This window comes from Rhizobium sp. Root274 (assembly GCF_001429245.1).
Taxonomy (GTDB): Bacteria; Pseudomonadota; Alphaproteobacteria; order Rhizobiales; family Rhizobiaceae; genus Allorhizobium.
In genome coordinates this window covers 1103925-1121750 of the sequence record NZ_LMJE01000001.1, presented here as the reverse complement: position 1 = coordinate 1121750, position 17826 = coordinate 1103925, and the positions used below count along the sequence as shown (strand labels likewise).

Here is a 17826-nt window from a genome sequence, read left to right as displayed (position 1 = left end):
TTCGAAGATTGGATGATCCTGTATATCTTCTTGATTCTGTTCGCTTTTATTTGGACGAAGCGTACATATTAGCCGTTGCGAATGCGTTAATCAGTCTCATGCCTTGATTTCTCGATACATTCTCAAAAACAAAAAAAAGGCCGCGATTGCTCGCGGCCTGGCTGTAGTAAAAACTCGCGTTGGTCTCAGAACAGAACGCTGGCGCCCTGATCCGCAGGACCTGCTAGGCGCCGGAAGCTCGCAAAGAGTTCGCGGCCCATCCCGAATTCATTCGCGTCCAGATCGGTCGTGGCATTGTCGCGGCTTACGAAATCCACTGCGTCGACCAAAACTTCAAGCGTGCCGGCAATGGCATCCAGGCGCACCATGTCGCCGTCCCGGATCTTGGCGATGGGGCCGCCATCCACCGCCTCCGGTGTCACGTGGATCGCCGCCGGCACCTTGCCGGATGCGCCCGACATGCGGCCATCGGTCACCAGCGCGACCTTGAAGCCGCGGTCCTGCAAAACGCCGAGCGGCGGGGTCAAACGGTGCAATTCCGGCATGCCATTGGCTTTCGGCCCCTGGAAGCGCACCACGGCAATGAAATCGCGGTCGAGTTTGCCTGCCTTGAAGGCATCCTGCAGTTCCTGCTGGTCATGAAAGACAATGGCAGGCGCTTCGATGACGTGACGCTCTGGCTTCACGGCAGAGATCTTGATCACGGCCTTGCCGAGATTGCCGGTCAACATCTTCAACCCGCCATTCGACTGGAACGGCTTGTCGATGGTGGTCAGCACCTTCGGATCGGCACTCACGTCGGATGCCGGCTCACGGGAGACCGTGCCGTCCTCGGAGAGCTTCGGGTCGATCGTATAGGCCGCGAGACCCTGCCCATAGACGGTCCGCACGTCGTCATGCAGGTAGCCGGCCTTCAGGAGCTGCTTGATCAGGAAGCCCATGCCCCCGGCCGCATGGAAATGGTTCACGTCGGCAAGCCCGTTTGGATAGACGCGTGCCAGCAGCGGCACGATATCCGAGAGTTCCGAGATATCCTGCCAGGTGAGCTGGATCCCGCCGGCCCGCGCCATGGCGATCAGGTGGATCGTATGATTGGTGGAGCCACCTGTGGCGTGCAGCCCGACGACGCCGTTGACGATCGAGCGCTCGTCGATCATCTCGCCCGCTGGGGTGAATTCGTTGCCAAGCGCCGTGATCGCAAGCGCGCGCTTGGCGGCTTCCTTGGTCAGCGCATCACGCAGCGGCGTGCCCGGATTGATGAACGAGGCGCCGGGCATATGGAAGCCCATGATCTCCATCAGCATCTGGTTCGAATTGGCAGTGCCGTAGAAAGTACAGGTGCCAGGACCGTGATAGGATTTCGATTCCGCTTCCAGGAGTTCCGCGCGTCCAACCTTTCCTTCTGCATAGAGCTGACGGATGCGCGACTTCTCGTCGTTCGGCAGGCCAGTTGTCATCGGACCGGCAGGAACGAAGATCGAGGGCAGGTGACCGAAGGTTAGCGCCGCAATCATCAGGCCCGGCACGATCTTGTCGCAGACGCCGAGATAAACCGCTGCATCGAACATGTTGTGCGACAGGCCGATACCGGCCGCCATGGCGATCGCATCGCGCGAAAAGAGGGAGAGCTCCATACCGGGCTGACCCTGGGTGACCCCGTCGCACATCGCCGGAACCCCGCCAGCAACCTGTGCAACTCCACCCGCTTCGGACGCGGCCTTGCGGATCAGCGCCGGATAGGTCTCGAAGGGCTGATGCGCGGAGAGCATATCATTATAGGCGGTGATGATGCCGAGATTGGGAACCACATCACCGGCCAGTGCCGCCTTGTCGGAGGGGGAACAGACGGCAAAGCCATGGGCAAGGTTGCCGCAGGAGAGGGTGGAGCGGTGCACGCCCTTGGAGATCGCACGGCGCGTCCGGTCAAGATAGGCTTCGCGCGTCGGCTTGGAACGTTCAACGAGCCGCTTGGTGATGGCTTCGATTCGGCTGTCTGCACTCATCGGAATTCGCTCCTCTAAAAGCGCGCATCAGCTCACGCCGCGCGCAGGGCCTCCCGGGCCCGGACATCAGGTTCTTGCGCATCAGACCAGCCGTGATCAGTCACGGCACGGCGAAGGGTCACCGGTTCAGGGTGCCCAGTAGATCTCAGGCGTTGTCGCAGCCCGTTCCAGCACTGCGCGGATCGGCATTTCTGCCTCGTCTGTGCCGGCAATTGCCTTGCCCAGCACGCTCTTCTTTTCCGCGCCCTCGATATGGACGATCAGCAGGCCGGCATCTTGCAGCGCAGAGAAGGAGAGCGTCAATCGCGCTTCCCCGGCGCCCGGTGCCTCCATGGTCATCACGCGGCGCGGCAGGGAGAGGTCCAGTGCGGCTGCGAGGTGATCGCCACCGGGAAAGAAGGAGGCAGTGTGGCCATCCGTCCCCATACCAAGGATCACAACATCGAACGGCCCGGTCATGCCCGGAATAATGCCGGACGCCGTGATCGCCGCCTCTTCAATGGTCGCCTCCGGCCGGTAGAGCGGTACGAACTGTGCCATTGCGGCGGCGTTCTTCAGCAGATGTGTCTTCACCAGCAGATGGTTGGAGCGCGGATTGTCCTCCGGCACGAACCGTTCGTCGACCAGTGTCACCTTGATCTTCGGCCAGTTGATGTCCCGGGTGGAGAGTGCCTCGAAGAAAGCCTTCGGTGTCGATCCGCCGGAAACGGCGAGCGTCGCTTGCCCGCGAGCAGACAAAGCCGCCGAAAGAGCCGTTGCCACGCGATCGGCGAGAGCCTCGGCAAGAGCCGGGGCAGTCTCGAAACTGTGCATCTGATGCCCCATCTTTTCGGCCTCAGTCGTTTTCATGCCAGGTGCGGCCGTCACGCTCGATCAGCGCGATGGCCTGGCTCGGACCCCAGGTGCCGGATGTGTAACCTTGCGCCTTCTGGCCGATTTCTTCCCAGGCTTTCAGGATCGGGTCGCACCACTTCCAAGCCGCTTCCACTTCGTCGCGGCGCATGAAGAGCGTCTGGTTCGAACGGATGACGTCCATCAAGAGGCGCTCATAGGCATCGGGATTGCGCACGTCGAAAGCCTGGGCGAAGCTCATGTCGAGCGAGACATGGCGCAGGCGCATGCCGCCCGGGCCCGGATCCTTGATCATCAGCCACTGCTTGACGCCTTCATCCGGCTGCAGGCGGATGACAAGCTTATTGGCTTCGATCCGGCCGGCGCTCTCGCCGAAGATCGAATGCGGGATCGGCTTGAAGGCGATGACGATCTCCGACATGCGGGCGGCAAGACGCTTGCCCGTGCGCAGGTAGAAGGGAACGCCGGCCCAGCGCCAGTTGTTGATCTCGGCCTTGATGGCGACGAAGGTTTCGGTGTCCGACACGGCGCCCAGCTCTTCCTGGTAGCCGTTAACCGCGCCGCCGGCAGAGGCGCCGGCGCGGTACTGGCCGCGCACCGTCTGCTTCTCCACATTGGCAGGCGTGATCGGCTTCAGCGACCTGAGCACCTTCAGCTTTTCGTCGCGAACAGCTTCGGCGTCCAGCGAGGACGGGGCTTCCATCGCAACAAGGCAGAGCAACTGCAGGATATGGTTCTGCACCATGTCACGCAGCGCGCCGGCCCTGTCGTAGTAAGTGACGCGACCTTCCAGGCCAACGGATTCAGCGACGGTTATCTGTACGTGGTCGATATGGGCGGAGTTCCACAGCGGCTCGTAGAGCGCGTTGGCGAAGCGCAGCGCCATGAGGTTCTGCACCGTCTCCTTGCCGAGATAGTGGTCGATACGAAAGATCTGCTCTTCTTTGAAGACCTTGCCGATCGTGTCATTGAGCGCCTGAGCCGAAGCGAGGTCGCGGCCGATCGGCTTTTCGACGACGATACGGGTCGACTTGGTGATCAGCTTGTGGTCGCGGATCTTGTCGGCGATGTCACCGAAGATCGAGGGAGACACCGCGAGATAGAAGGCACGCACCGTATCCTTGCCGGTATCCAGCAGCTTCTTAAGATCGTCCCAGCCCTGATCGGATTTTGCATCGACCGACACATAGTGCACGCGCGCGAGAAACTTGGCGACCTCAGACTCTTCCAGCTCTTCCGCCTTCAGATGTTCCTTGAGAGCTGCAAGCGTGTAATTGCGGTACTCTTCGTGGGTCATGGCGGTGCGCGAGGCGCCGATGACGCGGGTCGGCTCCGTGAGCTGCCCGGCCAACTGGCGATGATAGAGGGCCGGCAGAAGCTTGCGTTCGGCCAAGTCGCCGGTCCCGCCGAAGACGACGTAGTCAAAGGGTTCCACAGGGATGATCTGGCTGCTCATGCGGCATCTCTCGTTCGCAAATTCGTTGGACAGGTTCTAATCTAATCGATTTAAAAAAGCCACCCTGCGGCCAGGGATTTTGTCGATCCATGCCGTCGAAAGGATGAACAAGGCCTTGTCTGCGACACTCGATCGCGGCTTGGATTTCAGAATCGGTCCCGAAGGGCATACCAGGTGAGCGCCAGGAAGAGCAGGGGTTTTCTCAGCCGGGCGCCGCCGGGGAACGGCGGGATCTTGAGATCCTTGAGCACGTCCAGCTCGCTGGCATTGCCGGCAATCGTGTCCGCATACATCTTGCCTGAATAGTTCGACAGCATCACGCCGTGGCCGGAATAGCCGGCAAGCGAGGTGACACCCGGCAGGACCTCGCGGGCAAACGGCTTGCGCGGCATCGTAATCCCGACGGAGCCGCCCCAGGCATGGGTCATCTCGACAGATGCGAGCGCGGGATAAATCTCCGCGATCTGCCGGCGGATATGGGTGGAGATGTCGCGCGGGCTGTCGGAGGTATAGGCCTCGCGTCCACCGAACAACAGCCGTCCATCCCGTGTCTTGCGGAAATAACGGACCACGAACCGGCTGTCGGCAACCGCTTCCGATCCCGGCAACACTTCTGGGAACTTGTCGAGCGGCACCGTCGCGCCGATGAAGGAGCGGATCGGCATGACATGCGCTGCCGTCACCGGCTCGAGATTGCCGATATAGGCGTTGGTCGCGATCAGCACGCGATCCGCAGTGATCGTTCCCTTCGGCGTGTCGATGAAAGTCTTGCCGCCCATCTGACGAATGGCGCTGGCCGGCGTCATTTCGTGGATCTTTGCACCGGCAGAGGCGGCGACGCGCGCCAATCCCACCAAGAGCTTCAGCGGATGGATGTGGCCGGTGCCGGCGTCGCGCACGCCGTAATGATAGCGCGTCGATCCCAGCCGCGCCTGCGTCTCTTCCCTGTCCATGAAAGAGACATGCGGATAGCCGTAACGCTCCGCCATGATATCAGCATCGTGACGGTAATCCTTCTCCCAGCCACGCTTGTGCGCGACATTCATCTGGCCGGGCATGTATTCGATGTCGATACCGTGCTGTTCTGCGAAATCCAGCAGATAGCGCTTGGCGTTTTCCGCCATGTCGAACAGCGCCTTGGATCGCTCGAAGCCGAGTTCGTCCTCAAGTTCTGCCGGCCAAGCGCGCTGGCCGGTGCCGAGCTGTCCGCCATTGCGGCCGGAGGCACCATCCCCGAAGCGGCTGCCCTCGATCAGAACGACCGAGGCGCCGAGGCGGGATAGGCTGAACGCGGCCTGAAGGCCGGTGAAGCCACCACCGATGATGGCGACGTCGGCGGTAACCGACCCGTCAAGCGCCGGATATTCCGGCCGCTCGCCGACACTGGCCTGATACCAAGAGATCCCCGGGGCAATCGGGCTTTGCCAGGTCATGCTGCGCTCCTCACACGTTCAAGAGGAGGAATTCGCGTTCCCACGGGCTGATCACCTGCATGAAGGTCTCGAACTCGCCGCGTTTCACGCCGGCATAGAGACCTATGAACTCGCGACCGAAGACGTCGTGGAAATCATCCTCGCTTTCCATCAGCGACACCGCTTCCAGAAGGCCCCGCGGCAAATCCACCGATCCCTCGTTCTCCGAACCTTCGGCGGCGGCCGTCGGCTCTATTTCCTTGATGATGCCGAGATAGCCGCAGGCGAGCGATGCCGCGAGTGCAAGATACGGATTGGCATCCGAACTTGGCAGTCGGTTTTCCACGCGACGCGCGGCAGCATCGGACACCGGCACCCGGAACGCCGTGGTGCGGTTGTCATAGCCCCAGGCATTGTTGACAGGGGCCGCCATGTCAGGCGTCAGACGGCGATAGGAGTTGACGTAGGGTGCGAGCATTGCCAGCGCACTCGGTACATATTTCTGCATGCCGCCGATGAAGTGGAAGAACTCCTGCGAGGCCGAACCATCCGGCTTCGAAAAGACGTTCTTTCCGGTCTTGATATCGACCACCGACTGGTGGATGTGCATGGCCGAACCCGGCTGACCCTGCATCGGCTTTGCCATGAAGGTGGCGTAGATGCCGTGCTTCAGCGCCGCCTCACGGATCGTGCGTTTGAACATGAACACCTGGTCGGCAAGCTCGATCGGATTGCCATGGCGCAGGTTGATTTCCAGCTGTGCCGGGCCTTCCTCATGGATGAGGGTATCGATCTCGAGACCCTGCTTTTCCGAGAAATGGTAGATGTCGTCGATCAATTCGTCGAATTCGTTGATACCGGCGATCGAGTAGCCCTGACCGCCCACGATCGAACGGCCCGAGCGCCCCTTGGGGGGATGAAGCGGATAGTCCGGGTCGTCGTTCATCGCGACGAGATAGAATTCGATCTCCGGCGCGACAACCGGCTTCCAGCCCTTCTCCTCATAGAGACGAAGCACGTTTTTCAACACGTTGCGCGGCGTATAAGAGACGTTCTCGCCATCGACATTGACGATGTCGCAGATCACCTGCGCCGTCGGGTCCGTCTCCCACGGCACCACGGAGAGAGTCGAAAGATCGGGCACCAGCTTCAGGTCGCTGTCGCGCGGCTCGTAACGGAAGTTCTCCGTCTCATCAGGATATTCGCCGGAGATCGTGTGGCGATAGAGCGCCGAGGGCAAAGCGAGCGATGTGTTGGACGTAAACTTCGACGACGGCATCATCTTGCCTCGCGGCACGCCGGCCAAGTCAGGCGTGATGCATTCGATGTCCTCGATGCCGCGCGCCCTGAGCCAGTTCGTCGCCTCCTTCCAGTTCGAGACGCCACGCTTCGATCCAGGGTCCGGCGGAATGCTCGCCTTTTTGGAGGTCACGTTGGAGGGTCTCTTCATCGGTTTCTTCGGAGGCATGTCTCACCAGTTGGTTGTTGGTGAGTTCCATCATAGCCAGACTTTCCCCGATGGCGAGGGGGAAGCGTTGACTTTGATCATAAGTTTGACGAGACAGACGGCAATCGGACAGGAGAGGCGGCATGGCCATGACCTATGACACCGTCATCATCGGAGCGGGTGCGGCCGGGATGATGGCCGCCTTTACCGCCGGACGGCGCGGTCGCTCTGTGCTCGTGCTCGACCATGCAAAGGCGCCGGGCGAGAAGATCCGCATTTCCGGGGGCGGACGCTGCAACTTCACCAATGTGCATGCGGGCCCGAAGAATTACCTCTCGCAGAACCCGCATTTCGCCAAGTCCGCGCTTGCGCGCTACACGCCTGCCGATTTCATTGCGCTCGTCGACAAGCACAAGATAGCCTGGCACGAAAAGACGCTCGGTCAGCTCTTCTGCGATGACAGCGCCAAGGACATCATCCGTATGCTGCTCGACGAGATGCGCGCGGCTGGTGTCGAACTGAGACTGTCCTGTGACATCTCCGAGGTGAGCAAAGGGATCGACGGCTTTCGCCTGCAGACGAGCGAAGGTGCGGTGCATGCAAAAAGCCTGGTGGTCGCCTGCGGCGGCAAGTCGATCCCCAAAATGGGTGCCACCGGCTTTGCCTATCGCATTGCCGAACAGTTTGGTCTCTCCGTCACCGAAACAAGGCCAGCACTCGTGCCTCTGACGCTGGAGCCGAACCTGCTCGCCTCCCTGTCCGATCTTTCCGGCGTTGCCGTCGATGCGGACATCGCTCAGGGCAAGACGCATTTCCGCGAAGCCATGCTCTTTACCCATCGCGGCCTCTCGGGTCCCGCCATCCTGCAGATTTCAAGTTACTGGCGCGAGGGCGACGAGATCGTGCTGTCGCTCGAGCCGGAACGGGACTTCGCCGACATCCTGAAGTCGGCCAAGCGCGACAACGGCCGACAGCAGGTGCAGACGGTGTTGGCGCAGCACTTGCCCAAGCGTCTCGCTCAGTATCTGGCAGATACGCACAAGCTGGAGCGTCCGCTTGCCGATCTCCCGGACAAGGCTCTCGTGGCGCTCGCCGACCAGATCCGCGGCTGGCGCCTGAAGCCCGCCGGCTCGGAAGGCTATCGCACGGCGGAAGTAACCCTGGGCGGCATCGACACCCGCCACCTTGATAGCCGAACGCTGCAGACGAAGGACGTGCCCGGCCTTTTCTTCATCGGCGAATGTGTGGACGTCACCGGCTGGCTCGGCGGCTACAATTTCCAATGGGCCTGGGCCTCCGGTCATGCGGCAGGCGAAAGCATCTGAACTTTTCGCCCGTTACGGGCAAGCTTCAGGGCGTAATTCAGAACTTGTTAACATGCGTCGGCCATCCTGACTGAATGCCGGCATGCAGACGAAGCCGCGACATGACGTCAGGCCGGCGAGCCGAAAGGCATGTTCTCGTCACGGACCGTTTCAAGGATTGCATGGATGACCCCTGAGAACCGCAAGCCCCGCGCCATTGCTATCGCCGTCAGCCGCCGGCAGGATGAAGAACGCAACAGCCTTCGCGCATTTCTGATCAGCACCCTGTTTGCCGCAAGCATGCTGGCAACCCTTGCCACCGGTTATCTTCTCGGCTGAATAGCTGAAATCCGCAGCTACTAAGGACGGAGCGCCTGTCTCCGTGCCCGATTTTCCAACGGCGGATTGAGATGGCCGGCCCATCCGCGTGTGTCTGTTTCTGCCATGTGATCTGCCAGATCAGCCGACGTCTGACCTTTAGCTGTCGCTGTTTAACCTGGTCTTGATACTTTTTGCGCAATCCTCGTCATCGGAGTGGAGTAACGTTCATGCGGAGATAACCGCATGGCAATCGAGGGATGTACCGGAGTATACCGGTCTTCCCGTCATGGGGGATGCGTTTTGATCGATCAGATATTGTCCAGATTTTCGATTTCGACCAAGGTCATGGCATTCGTGCTGCCCTTTGTTCTGTCGATCACGGCTGTCGGCCTGATGGGGCTCTATGCCTCCGGTCTGCTGCAGCAGCGCATGGAAATCTCCAATGGCACCATGCGTTCGCTAAACGGTTTCCGCACGGTCAATTCGGCCATGACCCGCTTCCTGAACGAGACATCTGAAGATACCCGCACTGCCGTCGTCTCTCAGCTCGACGCCCAGCAGGCGACGCTGAAGGACAACATCGCCGAGATCGGTGAAGGCGGCATGGGGCGCAACTTCCTTGACGAAGCTATTGCCGGCACTGGCGCGATCAATCAGAAGATCGATGCGCTGTGGCAGCTGCACCAGTCGGAGGTGGAAACCGCTGCCGCCATTCAGGAGCATTTGAAGGGTTTGATGGCCCAGCAGATCCGCGTTGCCGACGAAGCGCAGAAGCTGCAACGCGCCGTGGTCAGCGGCGAAGGTGATGCCAAGGCGGCATTGCGCGAAGCCGACCGCCTAGCCGCAGCCGGCACCCAGCTTGCCGAATTCACCCGTGGTTATTTTGCAGCAGGCCTTCCCGACGCGCAGATCCCCTATCTGCAGAATCAGCTTCCCGAACTGGTCAAGACGCAGCGCAAGATCGCCAATGCCCTGCCGGCCAAACTGAAGCCGATGGGCAAAGAATTCCAGGGCGCCATCAACGATCTGAAAAAGCAGATTGCAATCGGTGACACGAGCCTGGAGACCGGACGCGCGCTCGGCTCTATCGTTGCCCGTTTCCGCGGCTTTGCCGCGACCCTGGAGCAGGGCGCGAAAGAGAAATACGCTCTGTCGGTCGAGAAATTCGCCACCGTCGAGACGGGCGCCGTCCAGGCCGATGACGTCCAGACCGGCAGCCGCATGCTGGTGGCTGACGTCTATGACCTGCGCCTCGTTGCTGCCAATTTCCTCAATGTCAAGGACGACAAGGCCCGCGAGCCGCTCCTGCGCCAGATCAAGCTCGTCGGCGACAACCTCGTCGTGCTCGGCGGCAGCATCGCCGACAAGGCCTTCTACGAGAGCCTGACCGGCGCTATCCAGCCGCTGCTCGCCTCGCTCACGACCGACTCCGAGACGCTGGTAAAAACCAGCAGTGCTCGCGCTGAAAGCTTCGCCGATGCGAGCCGCACCATGGATGCGATCTGGGCCTCGCTCACCTCGTTCGCCGACCTGCAGAAGGATGCCGCCGGCACCGAACGCCAGGAAGCCAACCGCCTGTCGATCGGGACGACCATCGCCGGCGTCATGCTCGCCATCATCGGTGGCTTTGCCTTGGTGCTGACCCTGCAGCGCCCGATCGCCCGCATCACTGCCACGATGCAGCGCCTCGCCGAAGGCGACCTCGAAGCCGGCATTGCCGGGGACAAGCGCGGCGACGAGATCGGCGCGATGGCGCGTGCACTCGGCGTGTTCAAGACCAATGCCCATACCAAGATCGAAATCGAAATGCAGCGCCAGCGCGAGCAGATCGAGGCGGAGGCCGAACGCCGCCGCAACGACGAAGAAAAGCAGGCGCTCGACCGCCAGATCGAACATGCTGTCGGCAAGCTCGCCCAGGCGCTGGAACGGCTCGCCGTCGGCGACATCTCCTTCGAGATCGAGGACCGCTTCCATGGCCGCCTCGAACAACTGCGCACCGACTTCAACCTGTCGCTCGCCCGCCTGCGTGACACCATGCACCAGATCTCCGGCAACGTGGACCAGATCCAGAACAACGGCCGGCAGATGGCGCAGTCGGCGCTCGACCTTGCCCGCCGCACCGAACAGCAGGCAGCCTCGCTTGAGGAAACGGCCGCTGCCGTCGACGAAATCACTGCCGCCGTCCGCTCCTCCTCGGAGCGCGCCGAACAGGTGAACGGCGTCGTACGGGAAGCCAAGAAGAATGCCGACGAATCCGCCGTCGTGGTCGGCAGCGCAATTTCGGCCATGGGCCGGATCGAGGACGCTTCCCGCCAGATCTCCAACATCATCGGCGTCATCGACGAAATCGCCTTCCAGACGAACTTGCTTGCCCTCAACGCCGGCGTCGAGGCCGCCCGCGCGGGTGAAGCCGGCAAGGGTTTCGCGGTCGTTGCCCAGGAAGTCCGGGAACTCGCCCAGCGCTCCGCCAATGCGGCGAAGGAGATCAAGGGCCTGATCAACCGCTCGGCAACCGAAGTGGCCAGCGGTGCGACCCATGTCCAGCAGACCGGCGAGGTCCTGTCGCGCATCGGCTCGCAGATCTCAGCGATCAGCGAGCATATCGAAAAGATCGCGCAGACCAGCCGCGAACAGTCCGGCGCCCTGCAGGAAGTCAACGGCGCCGTCGGGCGCATGGATCAGATGACCCAGCAGAACGCCGCCATGGTGGAGGAAGCCACAGCGGCCACGCAGGATCTGTCGATGCAGACCGATGCGCTGCGCGATCTCCTGCAGCAGTTCCGAATTGAGGCGGAGCGTGGGCAGGGAGCGGTTCGCGCGGCGTGAGCAGAGATCTCCGCAACAGGAATAGAAGAGCCCGGTGACGTCACCGGGCTCTTCTGCCTTTATCTGCAGATATGCGGTTCGGCGGCGGTGTGAGAACATTCGGCTGACCTGGAGGTCGCGGCTCTTACGCTGGAGAGCCAGTCACTTAGATGCAGCCAGTTCCGATGCAGCCGGAAGGACCACGGCTCTGAATACTGCCGGTAAAATTCATCCTCATCCTTGGCGCTGGAAGTCCGCGCCCCTTTTTGCAGAAAAAGAAAGGCCAGGATCATGAAAGGTTCGATCATCAAAAAGCTCCTCATCAACATCACCGATCTTGAGAGGCTATCGATCAAATTTCGCTGTATAAACGGTCCGTTTCGCAGTACGTCTTTCATTCATGAAAGACATCGCCTGGGACGCTTATCAGCTTTTCATTGTGATTGCTCGCCAGGGCGGGTTGACCGCTGCCGCTGATGTCACGGGCTTGAGCCCCGCAACATTGGGTCGGCGCATGGTCGAACTCGAACAGCGACTGGGCCGTGAACTCTTCCTGCGCAGCCAGACCGGTTATCGCCTGACGTCCGACGGCGGCCAGCTGCTGAAGCATTTGTCCGAGCTTGAGGCGGCGTCGCGCAAGGTCGAGGAGTGGCGGCGTGGGACCGGCGGGCAAGCCTTGGTGCGCATCAGCCTCGGTACCTGGATCGCCTGGCTCGTGGCGCAGAACATGCACGCGATCCGCACTGACCGTGATGCTTTCCGGATCGATATGAATGTCGCGGAGCAGCGGGCCCGTCTAGCCCATCGCGAAAGCGATATCGGCATCCGCGCCTTCGAGCCGGAGGAGCCGAACCTAGCGTCCGTCGCCGCAGGTGAGGTAGCGTATGCGACCTATCGCGCCAGCAATCGCGACTGGATCGGCGCCGAGCCATGGCTGGCTGTAGATACGGAAAACGCAGTTTCGAACTATCTGCGCTGGCCGCACGAAAACAAGCCGGACCGCATCGTCGTCACTGTCAATCGTCCGCGCTCGCTGCGCGATCTTGTCAGGGCCGGCGCCGGTATGGCGATCCTGCCATGCTTCGTCGGTGACCTTGATCCAACTCTTGAGCGTGTCGGCGAAGAGATCGCAGCGCTCCGTCACCGCCAGTGGATCGTGATGAACAACGACGATCGCCATCGACGCGAAATCCGCATGGTTGTCGACCGTATGGCAAAACTGCTCGCGGCTCACAAAGACCTTTTGGCAGGGCGTCGCCCCAGCAAGACCGCGTGAAAGTCCCACCTGAGGTACGAGAAACGTTACGTTTCGGCGTCTGTTGTGTGGATATCGGGGAAAAGGAAGAAATGGTACGGTTGGGGGGTCTCGAACCTCCGACCTCAGGTGCCACAAACCTGCGCTCTAACCAACTGAGCTACAACCGCACATGACCGCGTCGCTGACGCCGTCGAGGGGTCACATACGAGCAGTCGGATTTTTTTTCAAGCCCTTTCTGCGGATCATGCAAAATGCGCTTGGATAGACAAAGGGCCAGGCCCGAAAGCCCGGCCCTCTGTTCTAGGAGTATAGGGGTCGGAAAGACCGTATCAGGCGGCCTTGAAGGACGAAGCGACCTTTTCGGCGGCTTCCTTGCCCGGCTTGGCGACGGATTCGGCAACCTTCTTCGCGGTTTCCTGGATCGCCTTGGCCTGTTCGATCGTCACTTCAGCCTGCTTGCGGATGAAGGAGGTCTGCAGTTCGAAGAGTTCAGCAACCGACTTGACGCCCAGCAGGGCTTCGAGATGCGAGAGCGAATGCTCGGTGTTCGTGCGCAGCGCGTCGATCGCCTTGAGGCCGAGCTCGACAGTGCCGGCCTGGGCGGTCTGCACGGTGGCTTCAACGGTCTTGGTCGCTTCTTCGGTCGCAGCCTTCATTTTGGCATAGGCTTCCTTCGACTGAGCAGCGCCCTTTTCGGCGAAATCGCGGAAGCTTTCCTGCATCTTGGAAGGATCGAAGGTCGAAAAAGAGAACATGTCCTTGGTATTCATGGCGTATTTCCTCTTGTCAGGTGGGGCCGTGCGGGCCGCTCGTTCATGTATGAGGACTATATAGCACCGGCAATGGTGCAATGCAACATCATTGTGCGGTGCACAATTAGAAAAAACGCATGTGGGCAACTTTGGCCGGTTAACCTTATCGACCGAAACAAGGGACACTTTCTGGACCCCAAGGCCCTCGCTAGCTATTAAAAATCTGTTAATTTGCCTTTTGAGGCCATGACGTGACAGGTTCAGCAATGCCCGCCCAGTATCCCTTCATCGATGTCGCCGTGCATGATCTGATCCGCCCGAGGCTTGCCCGGGGCGAGGCGCTTGTGCTGTTTTCGCCGTCACTCGATCGGGTTCTGTGGTGCAATGGTGCCGGTGCGCGCTTCTTCGGCCAGGCCTCCATCTACGATTTTCTCGAAGAGGGGCCAGACCGCAGCGACGTCGCCTTCCGTCAAATCGACGCTGCCGCGCGCCAGTTGCTGAGAACCGGCGACAGCCGTAGCCTGATGCTGCGCATCACCTCGGGCTTCCAGAAGCTGCCGGTCACGGCTGCCGTCGAGCGCGTGGAGATCCGCGCCGCCGATCCGGTTGTCCTTCTTGCAGTGCCGTCGCTCTCGAAGGGTCGACCTGGTTTGGCCGAGCGCGCGCAGGACCTAATGAGCGGCTTCGACGATCCCGATACCCATATGGCGGTTCTCGATGCGGAAGGAACCGTCGTCGCCGGTTCCGCCGATTTTGCCCGCCTGGGCGTAACGGCGGCCACGGCGCGCATGCTGATCAATCTTGTCGAGGCCGATGCCGATCGCCTGGTCAAGCGTCCCATCCCGACGGGTCGGGGTTATTTGCCGGCTGCCATCGGCAAGATCTCTGACGATCCGGCGCTGCACCTGTTGTTCGCAGTGGAGACGATTCTGGGCCAGATGGACCCAAGTGATGATTTCGAAGACGATGCCAAAGCCGACACTTCGGAAGATGTCGCTGAGCTTGCAGGCGCAGAGGCCACGGCCGAGCGGGATTTGCCCGTCGCAATTGCCGAGCCCGTTCGGGCAGACGATACGGTTGAATTGGAAGAGACCGAAGAAGTCGGCGAGATGGAGCCGGCCGCTGCCGAGCAGGCATCCGTATCGGAGCCCTTCGACGCCGTGATCGATGCAATCGGCGCGATCGAAGAGATTGAACCGCCCGCCGAAGAGGAAATGGGCGCCGAGGATGTCATCGAGGCGGATCCTGCAAATGAGCCGCAGGCGCCGTCGGCTCTTGAGGTGAGCGATGAGCGCCCGACGCCAGAGGTGGTTGGCCCCGAGGGCGACAATGAGGTCACTGTGGAGCACACGGCTGACCTGTCCTCCGATGAGCCCGACGCCTTCGAACAATACACGCCGGCCGCACCGCAGGCGGCGAGCCCGGCACCGGCCATCGCCGCAGCCGTCGCCGAGACGGTCTCCAATTCCAGTGCTGCACCTTTTGTCTTCGATCGCAGCCGTCGCGCAACGCGCTTTGTCTGGAAGATCGATGCGGAAGGCCGCTTCAGTGACGTCTCGCCGGAATTCGCCCAGGCCGTCGGCCCACATGCGGCCGACATCAATGGCGTCGCCTTTTCCGATCTCGCCGCTCTCTTCAATCTCGATCCGGAAGGCAAGATCGGCGAACTTCTGAAGAAGCGCGACACTTGGTCCGGCAAGACCATCCTCTGGCCGGTCGAGGGCACGACGCTTGTCGTCCCGGTCGATCTGGCTGCCCTGCCGACCTATACCCGCAACCGTGATTTCGATGGCTTCCGGGGGTTCGGCATTGTCCGCGTCGCCGATGCGCAGGAAGATCCTAATGCCACAGGTCTGACCTTCGTGCCCTCCATGACGTCCGCGGCGCCCGCAGCATCTGATGCGATCGACAGCCGCGAGCCGACCCGCGAGGAGGACCTTGAGGAATTCCTGTCCGAACTCAGCGAAGGCGAGAACCATCCGCCGGAGGATTTCGAGGAGGACCAGCTGCATCATCTTGATCTCGATGATGTCGATACCTGGGTGATCGGCGGCAACGACGACGGGGAAGAGTTCGACACCGCATCGGATGTGGTAGAGGAAGATGCCATCGCACCGGTCTCCAGTGACGAAATCGCCAAGGCTCCGTCTGAACCCCAACAGCCGGTCGTGACGCCGCCGAGCTATGAGCCTCCGGTGCTGCGCATCATGCAGCCACCGAAGCCGAGCCTGCCGGAAAAGGTCGTTCAGCTGGAAGAGCACCGCATCCGCAGCCGGGATAACCTGACGCCCGGCGAACAGGCAGCCTTCCGCGAGATTGCCCGCAAGCTCGATCCGCTGGGCCTGAGGGCTCGCGTTGAAGAATCGCTCAACCCGACAGCCTCCGCCCCGCCGGCCCTCAGCACGGCTCCGCCGACCTCACCGTCACAGGCCGCAGCCGAAACCCCCGAAGCGACCGCCCCCTCGGCAGCCGCCGACAAGCCCGCATCCGTCGCGCCCCCGGAGACGGACGCGCCGACCGGGACGGTTACGCCCGCAACACCGCCGGTGGACCTGCCGGTCGCAACGGTCCTTGAGGGCTTGCCGTCCCGCCGCGAGCGCAGCCTGAGCGCCGAGATCGTCGATCTCATGCCCGTCGCCCTGCTGGTGCATGTCGGCGACCGGCTGATCCACGCCAATCCCGAATTCTTTGCGCTGACCGGTTATGCCTCGCTGAACGATCTGCAGGCTGTCGGCGGTCTCGATGCGCTGATCCAGCGCCAGGAGATGGATGAAAATGGCGAGCAGGGCGGCCGTGTGGTTGCCGTCTGTGCCGATGATCGCCTTGTGCCGGTCACCGCCCGCCTGCAATCCGTGCGTTTCGATGACGCAAGCGCCCTGATGCTCGCCCTCATCGCCCAGCCCGGTCATGGTGCCAAGGCGCCGGAACAGAAGGTGGAACCTGCCGAGGCTCCTATCAATCCGGGCGAAGTGGCCCGCCTGAAGGTTGAGGTCGACGAATTGCGGTCGATCCTGGAGACCGCGACCGACGGCGTCGTCATCCTTGATTCCGATGGCGACATCCGCTCGATGAACAGGGCCGCAAGCGCGCTGTTCAATTTCGACGACATGGAAACACGCGGCAAACCCTTCGTCATGCTGTTTGCCCATGAAAGCCAGAAGTCGATCCTCGATTATCTGAACGGCCTTTCCGGCCATGGCGTGGCCAGTGTCTTGAACGACGGCCGCGAAGTCATCGGGCGCGAAGCCTCCGGCGGCTTTTTGCCGCTGTTCATGACAATCGGCCGTCTCAACTCGTCCAATGGCTATTGCGCCGTCATTCGCGACATCACCCAGTGGAAGCGCACGGAAGAAGAACTGCGCAACGCCAAGCGGGCCGCCGAAACCGCAAACGCACACAAGACCGACTTCCTCGCCCGGGTCAGCCACGAGATCCGTACGCCGCTCAACGCCATCATCGGCTTTGCCGACATGATGGCCAATGAGCATTTCGGCCCGGTCGGTCACCCGCGCTACGGCGAATACGCCCATGATATCGTCCGCTCGGGCCGTCATGTGCTGGACATCGTCAACGACCTCCTGGATATCTCGAAGATCGAAGCCGGCGAGATGGAACTCGATTTCGCTTCTGTCGGCCTGAACGACATGGTCCAGGCGGCAGTCTCGATCGTCCAGCCACAGGCCAACAGCCAGCGTGTCATCATCCGCACCGCTTTGTCCCAGGCTGTTCCGAACGTTGTCGCCGATGGCCGCTCGATCAAGCAGATCGCGCTCAATATCCTGGCAAACGCCATCCGCTATACGCCCTCGGGCGGGCAGATCATTGTCTCCACCTCCTATGAGGCAAACGGCAGCGTCACCCTGCGCATCCGCGACACCGGCATCGGCATGTCGCGTAGCGAGCTGGAACAGGCCATGAAGCCCTTCCGACAGGTCTCCACCGGCACGCCGCGCAGCCGTGGCGACGGGACAGGCCTTGGGCTTCCGCTGACCAAAGCCATGGTTGACGCCAACCGCGCGCAATTCGCCATTTCGTCGACACCCAACGAGGGCACGCTGGTGGAAGTGACCTTCCCGTCTCCACGGGTGCTGGCGGACTAAAACCGATGCTGCGGCGATGCTCGCTCAAGTCTTAAGCCTTGAGATGGACGTTCCGCCTCAATAGGCTTCGTGTCAGTGCCCGGGCCAGCTGAGACCCGGTCTACGGAACGATACGA

At 61.5% G+C, this 17826-nt stretch carries 12 protein-coding genes and 1 tRNA gene; 5 read left to right on the top strand and 8 right to left on the bottom strand.

The features are described 5' to 3' along the window. Positions 1–185: 185 nt before the first annotated feature. From edd to ASE36_RS05575, 5 genes are all read right to left on the bottom strand, one after another. Complete coding sequence (gene edd, locus ASE36_RS05595; protein WP_062276339.1) at positions 186–2003, bottom strand: phosphogluconate dehydratase; 1818 nt, start codon at positions 2001–2003, stop codon at positions 186–188. Between the two features lie 126 nt (positions 2004–2129). Further along, positions 2130–2828 (bottom strand): 6-phosphogluconolactonase, encoded by a 699-nt coding sequence (gene pgl / locus ASE36_RS05590; protein WP_062276336.1) that lies wholly within the window; start codon positions 2826–2828, stop codon positions 2130–2132. 10 nt (positions 2829–2838) lie between these two features. Next, positions 2839–4311: a glucose-6-phosphate dehydrogenase gene (gene zwf / locus ASE36_RS05585; RefSeq protein WP_062276335.1), complete on the bottom strand. Its 1473-nt coding sequence runs from the start codon at positions 4309–4311 to the stop codon at positions 2839–2841. A 146-nt stretch (positions 4312–4457) separates the two neighbouring features. Continuing rightward, the gene (locus tag ASE36_RS05580) at positions 4458–5744 is read right to left on the bottom strand and encodes an NAD(P)/FAD-dependent oxidoreductase (RefSeq protein ID WP_062276332.1); all 1287 of its coding nucleotides are present in this window, start codon (positions 5742–5744) and stop codon (positions 4458–4460) included. Between the two features lie 10 nt (positions 5745–5754). Further along, positions 5755–7191, bottom strand: a complete 1437-nt coding sequence (locus ASE36_RS05575) for a glutamine synthetase family protein (protein ID WP_062276330.1) — start codon at positions 7189–7191, stop codon at positions 5755–5757. Between the two features lie 122 nt (positions 7192–7313). On the opposite strand from ASE36_RS05575, the gene ASE36_RS05570 reads away from it, so the two are divergent. The 3 genes from ASE36_RS05570 (at position 7314) to ASE36_RS05565 (ending at position 11621) form a co-directional block, all read left to right on the top strand. Beyond that, positions 7314–8495, top strand: a complete 1182-nt coding sequence (locus ASE36_RS05570; RefSeq protein ID WP_062276328.1) for an NAD(P)/FAD-dependent oxidoreductase — start codon at positions 7314–7316, stop codon at positions 8493–8495. Positions 8496–8660: 165 nt separating this feature from the next. Next, positions 8661–8813 (top strand): hypothetical protein, encoded by a 153-nt coding sequence (locus tag ASE36_RS22525; RefSeq protein ID WP_156378573.1) that lies wholly within the window; start codon positions 8661–8663, stop codon positions 8811–8813. 225 nt (positions 8814–9038) lie between these two features. Further along, positions 9039–11621, top strand: a complete 2583-nt coding sequence (locus ASE36_RS05565) for a methyl-accepting chemotaxis protein (RefSeq protein ID WP_062276326.1) — start codon at positions 9039–9041, stop codon at positions 11619–11621. 59 nt (positions 11622–11680) lie between these two features. On the opposite strand, the gene ASE36_RS05560 is transcribed toward ASE36_RS05565, so the two are convergent. Next, positions 11681–11908 carry a hypothetical protein gene (locus ASE36_RS05560; RefSeq protein WP_156378572.1) on the bottom strand — a complete coding sequence of 76 codons (228 nt, stop codon included), beginning with the start codon at positions 11906–11908 and terminating at the stop codon, positions 11681–11683. A 92-nt stretch (positions 11909–12000) separates the two neighbouring features. On the opposite strand from ASE36_RS05560, the gene ASE36_RS05555 reads away from it, so the two are divergent. Continuing rightward, positions 12001–12876 (top strand): LysR family transcriptional regulator, encoded by an 876-nt coding sequence (locus tag ASE36_RS05555; protein ID WP_062276322.1) that lies wholly within the window; start codon positions 12001–12003, stop codon positions 12874–12876. Between the two features lie 72 nt (positions 12877–12948). Here the strand turns inward: ASE36_RS05555 and ASE36_RS05550 are convergent. Together ASE36_RS05550 and ASE36_RS05545 are read right to left on the bottom strand one after the other, a co-directional pair. Then, positions 12949–13025 (bottom strand) — tRNA-His (locus tag ASE36_RS05550). Between the two features lie 162 nt (positions 13026–13187). Then, a complete protein-coding gene (locus ASE36_RS05545) occupies positions 13188–13628 on the bottom strand; it encodes a phasin (protein ID WP_062276320.1) in 441 nt (146 codons plus the stop codon). Between the two features lie 248 nt (positions 13629–13876). Between ASE36_RS05545 and ASE36_RS05540 the strand changes: the two genes are divergently transcribed. Then, positions 13877–17710 (top strand): PAS domain-containing sensor histidine kinase, encoded by a 3834-nt coding sequence (locus tag ASE36_RS05540; protein ID WP_062276318.1) that lies wholly within the window; start codon positions 13877–13879, stop codon positions 17708–17710. Positions 17711–17826: the final 116 nt, after the last annotated feature.